This is a genomic window from Janthinobacterium sp. TND4EL3 (assembly GCF_900156175.1).
Classification (GTDB): Bacteria; Pseudomonadota; Gammaproteobacteria; order Burkholderiales; family Burkholderiaceae_D; genus Janthinobacterium.
Genome location: NZ_FTMV01000001.1, coordinates 677,207 through 689,732, shown reverse-complemented (window position 1 = coordinate 689,732; position 12,526 = coordinate 677,207). Strand labels below are relative to the sequence as shown.

The following is a 12,526-nucleotide window of genomic DNA, read 5'->3' as shown; positions in this document are numbered from 1 at the left end:
GCATAGTGCTTTCATGCCATGTAAATGTCAATAAGCAACTTTTGCCATCTGACAATTTTCGCCCGCGCCGCCATCTGGCTTACAATCGCTGTTTTACCCGTACCCGAATGCCTACATGGAAACCACTACCCTCGCCCTGCTGTTCCTGGTCCCGCTGCTGGTCTGGCGTATCTATTCGCGCCTGAAAAAACTGGTGGCGCGCCAGAAGTCGCAGCTGTGGCGGCACTGGCTGGTCGCCGCCGGCTTTCCAGCACTGCTGCTGTTCCTGGCGACGACGACAAAATTCGACGTGCTGCCCCTGTCGAGCCTGGGCGGGGCCGCGCTGGCCGGCGGCTGGCTGGGCGTGCTGGGCCTGAAGCTGACGCGCTTCGAGCAGGTGGGCAAGGATTTCTTCTTTACCCAGCACCGCTACCTGGGCCTGGCCATCACGATGCTGTTCATCGCCCGCCTGCTGTACCGCGGCATGGAAATCTACCTGAACACGCGCCTGGACGTGCCGGTGCCGCCGCCGCCCTTCGGCCAGAGCCCGCTGACCATGGCCGCCTACGGCCTCGTCATCGGCTACTATGCCGTGTATGCGTGGGGCCTCGTGCGCTGGCGCCAGCGCAACAAGCCCCTGCAAAGCGCAGAGTAAGCCGGGTCAGTAGTACTGGCACAGGCCAGTACACGTCGTCACGGCCAGCGCTGCGCGTATCGTCGCCAGCGCCGGCGCCAGGGCCGGATCGAGGTCCTTGTCCGCATCGGCCAGGCTGGCCAGCAAACGTTCGCGCTGGGGCGGCGCCATCAGGCCCGCATTCGCCGTGGCATGCTGTGCCGCCGCTGCCAGCATGACTTTCTTTTGTGTCACGCTCCAGAACGGCACTTGCACGAACTGCACCACGCCAGCATAGGCAACGGCGGCATTCTTGCTGAACGCCCGCGCGCGCAGACGCTCGGGTCCGCTCACGGCATCCGCCGGCCCGGCGCTGAATTCCCGCGCCATCAAGCCGATCAAGTGCCCGTGGCAATGCATGCTGAAAGCAAACAAGGCGCTCATTTCATCGCCATAATTGGCCAGGTTTTGCATCATCTGGTCCCTGCGCGCCTGCTGCAGCTCGGCGCCGGACAGCGGCAACGGCCATGCGAGGCCGAACGCAGAGTATGTCTTGCCCAGCCGCATGGCCTGCTCGCACACGGCCACGCTCTGGTTCACATCCTGCAGCGCCGCGACGGGCGCCTGGAACAGGCGCGGGCCATCGGCGATCTGCGCAAACAGCTGCGCCACCTCGGGGTCGCCCAGGCGCGGCAAGCCGCTGTGCGGCGTCGCCTTGGCCTGCATCGCTTGCAGGCGCGCGCTGGCTTGCTGGAAATCGCTGTAGTTGTCGCCCCGGGCGGCGGGCGCCACGAGGACGGCAGTAAGGCAAAACAAACGGCCGAGGCGGCGCAGCGGCGTGGAATTCGGTAGGGACATGGGATCAGGAAAATACTATTGGATAATTGATAATTATAGGCAATATGTATCCACAGTGCATTTAATTACCTTTCAGCCATCATTATCCTGGGCCAGGATGGTGACGCGCGACCAGCGCTTCCTGCGCGCCCGTTGCTATGGCCGGATCTGCGGCGCCACGCCGTCGTTGCTCACCGTGCCTTCGACATTGCCGAAGTACACGTCCAAATCCTGCTTCGGGCGGAAGTTGCGCAGCTTGACTTGCAAGGTCGTGGGGTTGATCTTGGTGAACGTGCCGGGGAAGCACAGGCTGATGAGCTCGTCCGGTTTGCCCTTGATCAAGTTCAAGGTGAAATCCTCGATGCCATTCTTCCAGGTGTTGCCCGTTGTCAAAATGTATGACACCCAGACGGCGTTGACGAAGCCGCTTTCGCCCTGCCGGGCCGCCAGGCGGTTCCACGTCTTGTAGAAGGCCTTGTCGCCGCAATATTTCTTTTCGAACTCGTTGCCATCGCCCAGGTAGGAAGCGCCGGGGCCGGCCGCGACGAAGGGCGCATATTGATGGCGCACGCGCACGACTTTGCCAGCCGGGAACTTCTGCTGCCACAGGTAGACGACCTTGACGGTCCAGGCCGGCACCCATTCCTCGTCGTACAGCTGGGCCAGCAAGCCCTCCTTGATCATGATCTTGCTCTGCGCTGCCGTCAGCGGCGCCACTTTCTTGTCGAACGGCGTGTGCGACGGGAAATACGCGATCTGCGCATCCGACAGGCCCAGCTGGCGCAGCCTGGCCGTCACGTCGGCGCTATCGAGCTTGGCGACAAACGTGGTGGCATAGTCCTTGCGCTTGCCGTCCACGTCGACGGTAAACTGCTGCGGCTGGCCGTAATACGTGGGCGAACCGTGGTAGCCGGCCGCGTATTCGGGCAGGGGGAAGAAGATCGTCTCTTCCACATCCTTCGCCGATTCATTGAGGAATTCGTACTCGACCTTGATCAAGTCCGTGCTCACGCTGAGCACTTCCTTTTTCATGGCCACGGCATCCGTCTTGCCGAACAGGATACCGCCCGCGCTGACGGAACCGATGCCGTCGTTGGCCATGGCTGGCGCCGAACACGCCAGCGCCAGTGCGGTGGAGGCCAGCAAGGTGCGTACAAGCATCACGCCGCCTTGCCCGGCACGGGATCGACCCTGCGCTGCAGCACGAAAATCGGTTGCGCCCATTGCGTATCCTTCTTTTTCTTGCTCGTGATCAAAGTGAGCTCCGATGGATCGTAGACATCCGTGTTGTGCGTCAACGGCGTCGTCATCAGGTATTGCGCTTCCGTGTTTTTCAGGAATTCGCCGACCAGCTGAATATTGCGGATATCGAGGTGGGCAAACGGTTCGTCGATGAAGACGAAGCCGCCGGAACCGTCTTCCGACTTCAGCAAGCCGATCAAGAGCACCAGCGACTTCATGACCTGCTGGCCGCCCGACGCTTCGCCATCGTTCATGCCGATGACGCCCTTGCCATCGAACTTGAAGCGCACGTGCAGGCCCGCCTGCGACAGTTGCACGTCGTCGTTTTCCAGGCGCACGGGGTCGGCATGCACTTCGATGCCGGCCAGTTCGCCCAGCTCCTTGATGTTCTTGCTGTAGGTCTTGATGGTGTAGCGCAAGCGCTCCATGTAGGCGCCACGGGCATTGCCCGTCGCTTCGATGGCGCGGTTGTTCTGGTAGCGGCGCTCGTCCGTTTCCGACTGGCGGCCATGCAATTGGTCCGACAGGCGGTGGTGCTGGTCGATGACGGTGGCGTCCAGTTCCCAGTCGTCGCGCGCCAGGCTGTTTTGCAGGCTGGCCACGCGCAGGTCGACCTGGTGCGCATTCTGGTGTTCGGCCACGAGGGCGGCGCGGCGGCTGGGGCGCTTCCAGCTTTTCGGCAAGTGGCGCCAGGCGCGGCGCAGGGCCAGCAAGGCGCGCGCATGCTCGGCGCGCTGTTCAATCTGCTTCTTGTAGCCCAGGCGCGCGCCCGCTTCCGCTTCGGACAGGGCCAGGCGCGCGTTTTGCCACACGGTATCGGCACGCGTGCGCGCCACGGTGGCGTTCTTCGTCAGGTTTTGCAGCTCGCCCAGGCGGCCGCCCACTTCCAGGCGCTCTTCCTTGAGCGGCTTCGAATTGCGCAGCGCTTCGGCAAATTCTTCCTGGCGGGCACTGAGTTCCTTGGCCGCGTCGACGCCGGCGATGCGCGCTTTCAGGGCGCCCACTTCCGCCGCCAGTTTCGAGATCGCCAGGGTCAAGGTGTCTTCCTGGCCTTCCAGGCCCGGCAAGGAGCGCAGCAGCGCTTCCAGGCGGCCGCTGCGGCCAGCCTGGCCGAAGCGGTAGCGCGACGCTTCCACGAACAGCGAGCGCCCGCCGCGGCGTTCGCGGTGGTAGGCCTCGGGCGTGATCCATTCCTCATGGTTGCCCAATTTAAAACCTGCTTCGACGGAATCGACGCGTGCAATGCGCGACAGCTGTTCGATCAGCCAGCTGGGCACGGGTGCGGAAAATTTCACCACCGCCAGCAGGCTCTCGTCCTTGGCGACGGGCGCCGTGACGAGGTCGGGCACGATGAAGTGGCGGTAGCGTTCCTTCTCGGCCAGGCGGTAGGCGGCAGCCGCATCCTTGGCCTTGTCGAGCAGCACCACCGAAGCGTAGCCGCCCAGTACGCCTTCGACGGCGCCCTGCCAGCGGCTGTCCGTCACTTCGACGATGTCCGACAGCATCGCGTGCGAAATCCCCGCGTCGCGCAGCGCGCGGCGCATGCCGCGTACATTGTCCGGCTCCGGCATGGCCGTCTTGCCTTGCAACGCAGCAATCGTTGCCTGCTCAGCCGCGATGCGCGCCGACAGGGCGTCGCGCTGCTGGCGCTGGCGCAGCAGTTCCGCTTCCTTCTGTTCCAGCTGCGCCGCCACTTCGGCGATATCGCTGCCCGAATCGGCCGCCAGCTTGTGCAAACGGTCCTTCTGCTCCAGCAGGCTGTCCAGCGGTTTCAGCTTGGCATTGATCAAGGACAAACGGCTCTGCAAGCCGATCGATTCCTGCTCCAGCAGGGTTTCGTTCATCTGCGCGTCGGACAGGGCCTTGGCTTGCGCGGCCAGCGCGTTGCGTTTATCGGTCAGCTGCTGGTCGGCCTGCGCCATCGGTTTGCGCGCATCGCGCAATTGCCGGCTGGCAATGGCCGCCTTTTCGCGCGCTTCGTGGTACTGCAGGCTGGGCAGCACTTCTTCCAGCAGGTTGCGGCGTTCCTTATGTAAACCTTCCCACTGGTGGTAATTGGCCACGCGCAGGCGCAAGCCCTCCAGGTTGGTCTTCGACGCTTCCAGTTCCGTTTCGAAGCGTTTCAGCTCCACTTCCGTGTCGCGCTGATGGCGCTTGGCCTCGTCGTAGGCGTCCAGCACTTCCTTGTCGCCGAACACCTGGAATACCAGGTCGAGCAGCTGGCGCGGCGCGTATTCGCACAGTTTGTCCGTCTCGCCCTGCTCCAGCGCCAGCACTTTCGACATGGCTGGCGACAGACCCGCATTGGCCAGGCGCTTGCGGTAGTTTTCCACGCCGAGCCAGTCGTTGGCGTCCGTGATGTCCTCGATCTGCACATTGCCCGGACGCATCAGATACTGGCGCTTCCAGTCGCCGCCATTCTTCTGGATCTGGCAAAACAGCGTCACTTCATCGTCGCTGAAGAAGCCGGAACTGCGGAACGGGCGGTTCGACAGCTGCTTGCCCACGTTCTTGTTGTCGACCACGGCGCGCAGCCAGGCCGTCTGCTGGCCCGAGTGGCGCGCATAGTGTTTATACGTGCGCCCCATCGAGCAATCGAGGCCGAACAGCGTGCGCAAGGCATCGAGCAAGGTGGTCTTGCCCGAACCGTTCTGCCCCGCGATGGTGATGATCTTTGCGTCGAGCGGGATGTTCTTGATGCGCTGCCAGTAATCCCAGTGCACCAGTTCAAGTGATTTGATATGAAACATGGGCGCTTTCAGTGAGGGAGGTCGGACGCAGGCTCGTCGCCCGCGTCAGGTACATCGGCGGACAGGTCGGCTTCCACTTCCGCGTCGAGCAGCGGGTCGCCGCCGACGACGACCAGGCGTGCCGGCGCGCGCTTGAAGACATCGGCCAGGGCGCCGTTGATGATGCGCTCCTTGAGCACGTCGGTATCCATCATCAGGTCGAGCAGCGGGCCTTCCAGCAGCACGTCGCCGCGCCGCTCGATGAAGCCCAGCTTGGCCAGGGTGCCCAGGTTCATGTCCATGCGCGTCTTCTTGCCCAGCTTGTCGCCGAAATCGGACAGCAGCGCCTTGTAGGAAATGCCCATCGACGCGTCTTCCGCGCGCGGCAGCGGCTTTTCCGTGCCGAACATATCATTTTGATCGTCGTCCGCATGCTGGTGCGTTTCCTGGCGTTCGCGCTTGGGCAGGATGATCTGCGCCCACAGCACCACCAGCAGGGCCACGCCATCGCGGGCCAGGCCGAAGTTGTTGTTTTGCCACACGTCGCGTGCGCCGAAGATCTTCGGCTCGATGGTGCGCGTCAGGGCCAGCGTGACATGGTCGGCGTAGACGTTGTCGAGCAGCTTCAGGCCGCAGGCCAGCAGGCGCGCATCGATCTCGGCGCGGAACAGCTCGTCGGACAGCACGCGCTTGACGAGCTTGTCGTCGCGGCGCAGGGTTTGATGCGTGAGCAGGCGCGCAATCAGGATTTGGGAATCGTCATTCATCGGCTGTGCCGCTATCTAAATCAAGTGAAACATTCAGTGAAAGCGAGGCGATCGACATGGCCGCCACGTGGGGGTCGGTCAGCTGGACCATCTCATCGGTCGGTGTAAAGGTGATGGGCAAACGGGCCAGTTCGGCCGTCGAGCCTTGCAGGCTCGCTTCGGATACGTCGCCCAGCAGCGGCAGCATCGAGGCGCGGTAGGACGCCACGGCAAAGCTGGCCGGCAGCAGCGAATCCTGCACGGGTACCGATTTCGGTCCTTCTTCGCCGATGCTGGGGAAATTGCCCAGGCTGGCAAAGTTCGACAGGCGTTCGAGCAAGTCATCAAGTTCAAGCTGCATGGCGGGACCGTCGCTGATGGTGGTGGGCGCATCCTCGCCGCTGGGCAGGCCCGTGTTGATGACGCCTGCCGCCCGTTCGGACAGCAGTTCCGTTTCCGCCACGTCGATCATCTCGGCCGGCGTGGAGAACAGGGGCACGACGGGCTGGTCGATGGCGCCTTCGGCCAGGCTGGCCAGGTCGTCGTGCAGCAGCAGCCAGCGCTTGATGTCGGTGGTCGACAGGCCCGACTGGCCCAGGTGCACGCGCTGGCGCTCGATCTGGTTCAGGGCGCGCGAAAACATGCCTTGCATGTTCAACAATTTACTTTGCGCGCGGCCGATCGCCTGCGCCGCCTTGTGCGTGGCGCTGTCCGCGTTTTCATCGGACGTGATGGCCACGAGGATCTCGGAACCCTTTTCCACCCAGTCGCAAGCCATGTTCCACTTCGCCTGCGCCGTGCGCAGCCGGAATTCGGAACCGGAAGCGATCGCGTCGGAAAATTCTTCCGTCAAGTCCACCAGGCGGCCCAGCAGATGTTGCAATTGTTCTACGGATACGCCGCCGACGGCTTGCGCGCCCGCCACCTGCGACAGCAAAAAGCCCATTTCGGCCTCGTCTTCCGTCTGGCCCAGGCCCAGCAGGCTGTCGATGGCGGACAGCACATTGCGCGCCATGGGCGTGACGCGGTACACGCCCTGCTGCGCATCCCAGGCCAGCAGCTGGTTCGAACGCAGGCGCAGCAAGACCGTTTCCAGGCTTTCCGGTAACAAATAAGCGAGCTTGGTGTTGATGTCGGCGCGCGTGTAGGCGGACGTGGCCGCATCGGACGCCAGTTCGCGCAACACCAGCAGACGCACCAGCACGCCGTCGAAACCGCCGTGGAACAGGGCCGTGAACACTTGCAGCAAGGGCTGCGCCCGCTTCAAATGGAAAACCTGCTCGATCTCGTCGGCCGAAATATTCGGCTGGAAATGCGCCTGCAAGGAATCGTGATGCTCTTGCTCTGTCTGATTTGCATCCGCAGCCACGGCTGCACTTGCCATTATATCAATCATTCTTTTCCGGATGAGTGTTCAGCGGGCGGCGCAGCGGGCCAAAGCGGCGCTGCGGGACGGGGGCGTCAGTATATCAGTTCTGACATGCAATTTAGCGCGTGGGAGGGGGCGGTGCGGACACGGCGCAACACGACCGGCGCACGGTAGCGGACCAGGATGATGAAATGGGGGGCCAAACATGGCATGCCTGGCCCTGAACCATCAGTGAACACTTACTTCTTGACGATCTTCTGCAAGGTTTGCTCGACGTAATCGCCACCGTCCGCATCGGCGAATGTCACCTTGACGGGATACCATTCCAGCGACGGCGCCAGCCACAGGTCCACTTGCTGGCCCTTCTTGTCCGGCGGCGGCGCCTTGACCAGGTGGATGGCGGCCACGTCGCCCAGGCCCGTGGACACGGTCTCTTCCTTGACGACCTTGAAGGTCCACGGTTCGGCATCATGCGCGCCGGCGACAAAAAACGCCCATTCCGAGCCGGGGACGAATTTCCCGGGCGCGGCGCGCGCCACGCTGGCCAGTTGCCAGACGGCGCTGTTGCGGTCCTGTTCGCCGCCTTTCAGCGGATAGCTTTCATCGCCTTCGCCAAAGACGATGGTCTTGCTGTCGCGCTTGAAGGTGGTCGTCACGGCATCCTTGCGGAAGCGCTTTTCCACGAACTGCGCCGGCGCCAGGCCGTAGTCGTCGACCGTGCCTTCGCTGCGCTGCTCGAGGATCTTGCCGAACAGGGCCGCCCTGGTTTCGGCCAGCAGCGAATACTTGCCGTCGCCCACGCGCCAGTTGCTGACGGATTCGCCGGACAGGCCGATGCCGCGCTGCCTGGCCTTGATCGAGTAGACAAGGTCGGCCGATGGCACCAGCTTGTACGGGCGCTTGATGGCGGGATGCTCGACCGGCTCGTTGGCCGCCATGGCGGGACCGAGGGTGGCGGCCAGCAGGCTGGCAGCCAGTACGCGTTTAATCAAAATCAAAGTCGTCATTTATTTTCCTGTAGCGTCATTGACGCGAATATTGGTCACGGTTTGCGTGGTCAATGCCCCGCTCGCCTCGGTATTGCGTATTTGTACCGGATACCACTGCATGGACGGCGCCAGCCAGATATCGAGCTGCGAGGAATACGTGCCGGGCTTCGGCGGCCGGCGCAGATGCCAGGTCACCAGCCGGCCCATCTTGGTGTCCAGTTCTTCCTCGCCCACCAGCTGGAAGCGGAACACGGTCGCTTCCTTTTCCTCGCCGACGAGGATGTCGATATTGCCCGCCAGCTGGTTGACGTCGGCGCGGCCGATGGCGGCCAGCTGGAACGGCACCGTGGCCTTGTCCTGCGCCCCCTCCTGCCATGGCGCCGTCGCCGTCGTGGCCGAAAACGTGATGGCCCTGGCATCGCGGTTGAAATGCGTGGCCGTTTGCGCGCGGCCCTTGCGTTTTTCCGTGGCCGTGACGGGCACGATGCCCGTGCCGTCGATCTGGCCTTCGCTGGTCAGCACCAGCAGGTTGATGCGCGTGATCAGCATGCTCAAGCCCACTTCCAGCGTCAGACGGTAGCTCTCGCCCCGGTTTTCCCACGCCATAGCGGCCACGCCCTGCCATTTGGTGCCGTCCGCGTCGCGCCGGTCCACGTGCAGGTCGAACTGGGCCGACGCGGGCACGTTGGTCTTGTAGTGCCGCGCCTGCTCAGGCGCCGGTGGCGGCAGGCTGGGCGGCGCCGGCACCTCCACCACGGCCGCTGCGGGCGCCGTGATGACCGGCGCGTCGGATGCCGGCGCCGCAGGCGTGACCGGCCCTTCCGCCACGTCGCTGGCGGGCGCCGTCAGCTGGGCCGTCACGCTCGATGGCAGCGGCGGCGGCGGTGGCGGCAAGCGGGGCTCGGGCAAGGGCCGCAGCTTGGGCGGCGGCGGTGGCGGCACCACCGGCACCGGCTTCGGTGGCTCGGCGATCAGGGCCATGCTGACCACCTGCGAGCGGTCCTGCCGCAGCGGCGCCATGTCCGCATGCGAGGTGAGCCATTCCAGCGCCATGTAATGCAGCGCGCCTATCACCGCGACAATGACAACGGTGCGGCGGCGCGGTGGCGAAAGGAAGGAAGCGGGCATCATGGCCGCTAGTGTACCGCTTTCGCCCGTATTTCCGCTTCTTGCCCGCGCTCAACTCTTGATGTTTTATGTAAGAAAATGTTGGCGACTTTGCGTCAGTTGCAAGCTGATATCTGCTACGCTAGGAACATCCACCTATCAGGAGATTTCGCATGGCAAATCCGCAAATGTCCCACATTCCGGGCGCAGCAGTCGTGACCGATACGCTCGACTTCGTCAAAAACCTGTGGGGCAGCATGAGCGTGCCCGGCATGGGCGTGCCCGGCATCACGGCGCCCACCATGTCGGTGGAAGAGCTGGACAAGAAAATCAGCGACTTGAAAGCCGTCGAAGCGTGGCTGAACCTCAATACGAGCATGCTGCGCGGCAGTATCCAGGCGCTGGAAGTGCAGCGCGGCACCATCGCCACCCTGAAATCGATGGGCGCCTCGCTGGCGGCGGCCATCACCCAGCCGGGCGCCAGCGACAAGCCGCTGTTCGAATCCGTGCCTTACGCTTCCGCATTTTTCCAACAAGCAACACCAGCGCCGGCAGCCCCTGAACCGGCGCCCGCTCCGGCTCCTGCAGCGGAGCCTGCGGCAGCGGCGCCCGGCGACGCGGCCAGCCATGCGGCGGCCCAGCTGGCCAATCCAAGTGCTTGGTGGAATTTGTTACAAGATCAGTTCAAACAGGCAGTGTCGACGGCAATGTCGCCCGATGCGGCGGCGGTCAGTTTCGGCGGCGTCAACGCCAGGCCAGCGACCGGCAAGCCGGCCAAACCTGCCGAAGCAGGCACGGCAGCCAAGGCCAAGGCCCCGGTGCGCAAGGCGCCCGCGAAACGCGCGGCGCCCAAAGCCAGGACGGCAGGCAAGGCCTGACGTTCCCGTGGCAGCGATATGATCAGGCGATACGATGAATGCGGATCGCCTCGATCATGTTGTCGGCCTGGCGTTTAACGTCACCGATCGTGATCAAGCCTTCGTCGGCCAGCGCCTTGGCGTGCTCGTACGAAGTCTGGAATGTTTCCAGCGTGTCTCCCTTGGCGGCGACCGGGCGTACCCATGCAACGGCGCCGACTTTCATTTTTTTGTACACTTCATTGACCACATCACGCATATTTTCTTCCTTATTGTTGTAAAGCAACTCAAGCGCAGGCGCGCCCACGCTGACCCCTAGTTTATCATCCGCCGCGTTCGCGCACCGGTTTTGCGGGTTTTTCAGGCTCGGCCCCCGCCTTTTCCACGGCCACGGCCGCCCCTTCGGGCACAGGCGGCGGCGTCAATTGCAGCAGTTGCTCCATCAACTGGGCGAAGCGCTGCTGCCCTGGTGCAATTTTGTCTACATACAACAACACTTCCATGGCTTCGGCCGCCAGGTCCGCCTGGTAGCCGCGCTGTTCCAGGAAGGAAACGATGATTTGCGCGGAATTGAACAGGATGCGCAGGTTGTTCGGCAGCTTTTCGCGCGCCGTGCGCATCCAGGCCACCGCTTCGTTGAGCTTGTCCGTCTTCCACAGCAGCACGCCCTTGTTCATCAGGTCCGACGCTTCCTTGCGCGAGGCGATGATCAGGCTCGTGCCCTCGTCGCCCATCTTGGCCTTGTCGAAAATCTTTTGCACCTCGTCCTGCACCACCTGGTTGTCGTGGTTGTTCTTCACCACGTAGCACAGCAGGCCGGCCGGCGCATCCTTGACGCCGACGGCGAACAGCAGGGTCGCCAGCTCCATGCAGATGGCCTTCTCGGGCCGCGCCGGGTCTTCCAGCAGCATGGCTTCCAGTTCGTCGCCGCACTTGCGCGCGCGCCGGTAGTCGCCCGTTTCGTGGTGCACCATGCCTTCCGTGATCTTCGCCCGCAAGCCGATCTGCTCGGGCGAGAATTCGCGCTGCGCCAGCAGCAGCCATTGCAAGGCTTCCTTGGCATCCTTTTTCAGGCCGCACACGCGCGCCAGGCCCAGGTAGGCGTCCGGCGTCTTCATGACGGAAAACTCGCCGATGGACACGCATTTGCGGAAGGCCTTTTCCGCCATGCTGATATTGCCTATTTTTAAGGCGGCGAGGCCCAGGTTGCGCTGGCGCGGCACGGAATTGGGCGACAGCCGCGCCGCCTTTTCCAGCACGCCGCACGCTTCCTCGTGCTGGCCCATCAGCTGGTAGGCGACGGCCATCTGGTCGTAGGCGTCGATGTAATACTTGTTTTCGACGATGACGCCCTGGAAGATCTGCCGCGCCGCCTCGTGCTCGCCGTTATTCATGCGGATCTTGCCCAGGCCCGCCCTGGCCCAGCTGTAATCGCGCTCGGCCAGCACTTTTTCGTACACGGCGCGGGCTTTTTCCGGCTCGCCGCTCTTCAGCAGCAAACTGGCTTTCATGCGCAGCAGTTCCAGCTCGTGCAGCTTGTTGAGCTCGATCTGCGCATCGCACAATTTGGCCGCGCGCAGATAATCCTTTTCCATGCAGGCCTGGTCGATTTCGCGGAATACCTGCTTCTTGTGCCACACGCGGTTCAGGCGCGTCAGCAGCACGCCTTCCGTGATGGGCTTGATCAGGTAGGCGTCGGGTTGGTGTTCGGCCGCGCCCATCACCGATTCCACGCTTTTTTCGGCCGACACCATCAGCCACACGCTCGACGGCGCCGTCAGGTTGCGCACGCGCGTCTCTTCCAGCACCTGCTGGCCGTTCTTGCCTTCACCCAGGTTGTAGTCGCACAGCACCACGTCGTAGCGCGTCTTGGCCAGCAGCTTCATGGCTTCGCCGCCGCTGGCCGCCTGGTCGATATGGCGCGCGCCCAGGTTGCGCAGCGATTCGCGCAGCAGGATGCGGATGCCGATGAAGTCGTCGACCAGCAGGTAATGCTTGTCGGCCCAGTCGGTGCTGCCCGCTTCGGCGGCAGTGGCGTGGCTGTCGGTCATGGCGTTC

11 protein-coding genes are annotated in these 12,526 nt (G+C 63.5%); 2 read left to right on the top strand and 9 right to left on the bottom strand.

Translation table 11 applies throughout. The features are described from left to right. The first annotated feature begins 115 nt into the window (after positions 1-115). The gene (locus tag BXA07_RS03140; RefSeq protein WP_076565451.1) at positions 116-634 is read left to right on the top strand and encodes a CcdC protein domain-containing protein; all 519 of its coding nucleotides are present in this window, start codon (positions 116-118) and stop codon (positions 632-634) included. 6 nt (positions 635-640) lie between these two features. On the opposite strand, the gene BXA07_RS03135 is transcribed toward BXA07_RS03140, so the two are convergent. The 7 genes from BXA07_RS03135 to BXA07_RS03105 form a co-directional block, all read right to left on the bottom strand. Next, a complete protein-coding gene (locus tag BXA07_RS03135) occupies positions 641-1,450 on the bottom strand; it encodes a hypothetical protein (protein WP_076565450.1) in 810 nt (269 codons plus the stop codon). 135 nt (positions 1,451-1,585) lie between these two features. Then, a complete protein-coding gene (locus BXA07_RS03130; protein ID WP_076565448.1) occupies positions 1,586-2,590 on the bottom strand; it encodes a DUF4424 family protein in 1,005 nt (334 codons plus the stop codon). Continuing rightward, positions 2,590-5,421 carry an ATP-binding protein gene (locus BXA07_RS03125; protein WP_076565447.1) on the bottom strand — a complete coding sequence of 944 codons (2,832 nt, stop codon included), beginning with the start codon at positions 5,419-5,421 and terminating at the stop codon, positions 2,590-2,592. The genes BXA07_RS03130 and BXA07_RS03125 overlap by 1 nt, the downstream gene beginning before the upstream one ends. An 8-nt stretch (positions 5,422-5,429) precedes the next feature. Next, positions 5,430-6,167 (bottom strand): hypothetical protein, encoded by a 738-nt coding sequence (locus BXA07_RS03120; RefSeq protein ID WP_076565445.1) that lies wholly within the window; start codon positions 6,165-6,167, stop codon positions 5,430-5,432. Then, positions 6,160-7,530 (bottom strand): hypothetical protein, encoded by a 1,371-nt coding sequence (locus BXA07_RS03115; protein WP_139335410.1) that lies wholly within the window; start codon positions 7,528-7,530, stop codon positions 6,160-6,162. The genes BXA07_RS03120 and BXA07_RS03115 overlap by 8 nt, the downstream gene beginning before the upstream one ends. A gap of 224 nt (positions 7,531-7,754) precedes the next feature. After that, a complete protein-coding gene (locus BXA07_RS03110) occupies positions 7,755-8,522 on the bottom strand; it encodes a DUF3108 domain-containing protein (RefSeq protein WP_076565442.1) in 768 nt (255 codons plus the stop codon). Next, positions 8,523-9,635 carry a DUF3108 domain-containing protein gene (locus BXA07_RS03105; protein WP_139335409.1) on the bottom strand — a complete coding sequence of 371 codons (1,113 nt, stop codon included), beginning with the start codon at positions 9,633-9,635 and terminating at the stop codon, positions 8,523-8,525. It lies immediately after the preceding gene. Positions 9,636-9,784: 149 nt separating this feature from the next. On the opposite strand from BXA07_RS03105, the gene BXA07_RS03100 reads away from it, so the two are divergent. After that, on the top strand, positions 9,785-10,489 hold the full coding sequence (locus BXA07_RS03100) for a PhaM family polyhydroxyalkanoate granule multifunctional regulatory protein (RefSeq protein WP_076565440.1): 705 nt from the start codon (positions 9,785-9,787) through the stop codon (positions 10,487-10,489). A 22-nt stretch (positions 10,490-10,511) separates the two neighbouring features. Here the strand turns inward: BXA07_RS03100 and BXA07_RS03095 are convergent, their stop codons facing one another. Then, entirely contained in the window at positions 10,512-10,727 is a 216-nt protein-coding gene (locus tag BXA07_RS03095; RefSeq protein WP_076565694.1) for a hypothetical protein, read from the bottom strand. Between the two features lie 64 nt (positions 10,728-10,791). Further along, the gene (locus tag BXA07_RS03090) at positions 10,792-12,519 is read right to left on the bottom strand and encodes a response regulator (RefSeq protein WP_076565439.1); all 1,728 of its coding nucleotides are present in this window, start codon (positions 12,517-12,519) and stop codon (positions 10,792-10,794) included. Positions 12,520-12,526 lie beyond the last annotated feature (7 nt).

What these genes read in the sequence shown, in the direction of transcription:
- BXA07_RS03125 (WP_076565447.1), bottom strand. Translation starts at nt 5,421, where the DNA reads ATGTTTCATATCAAATCACTTGAACTGGTGCACTGGGATTACTGGCAG.
- BXA07_RS03115 (WP_139335410.1), bottom strand. Translation starts at nt 7,530, where the DNA reads ATGGCAAGTGCAGCCGTGGCTGCGGATGCAAATCAGACAGAGCAAGAG.
- BXA07_RS03110 (WP_076565442.1), bottom strand. Translation starts at nt 8,522, where the DNA reads ATGACGACTTTGATTTTGATTAAACGCGTACTGGCTGCCAGCCTGCTG.
- BXA07_RS03105 (WP_139335409.1), bottom strand. Translation starts at nt 9,635, where the DNA reads ATGATGCCCGCTTCCTTCCTTTCGCCACCGCGCCGCCGCACCGTTGTC.
- BXA07_RS03135 (WP_076565450.1), bottom strand. Translation starts at nt 1,450, where the DNA reads ATGTCCCTACCGAATTCCACGCCGCTGCGCCGCCTCGGCCGTTTGTTT.
- BXA07_RS03095 (WP_076565694.1), bottom strand. Translation starts at nt 10,727, where the DNA reads ATGCGTGATGTGGTCAATGAAGTGTACAAAAAAATGAAAGTCGGCGCC.
- BXA07_RS03140 (WP_076565451.1), top strand. Translation starts at nt 116, where the DNA reads ATGGAAACCACTACCCTCGCCCTGCTGTTCCTGGTCCCGCTGCTGGTC.
- BXA07_RS03130 (WP_076565448.1), bottom strand. Translation starts at nt 2,590, where the DNA reads ATGCTTGTACGCACCTTGCTGGCCTCCACCGCACTGGCGCTGGCGTGT.
- BXA07_RS03090 (WP_076565439.1), bottom strand. Translation starts at nt 12,519, where the DNA reads ATGACCGACAGCCACGCCACTGCCGCCGAAGCGGGCAGCACCGACTGG.
- BXA07_RS03120 (WP_076565445.1), bottom strand. Translation starts at nt 6,167, where the DNA reads ATGAATGACGATTCCCAAATCCTGATTGCGCGCCTGCTCACGCATCAA.
- BXA07_RS03100 (WP_076565440.1), top strand. Translation starts at nt 9,785, where the DNA reads ATGGCAAATCCGCAAATGTCCCACATTCCGGGCGCAGCAGTCGTGACC.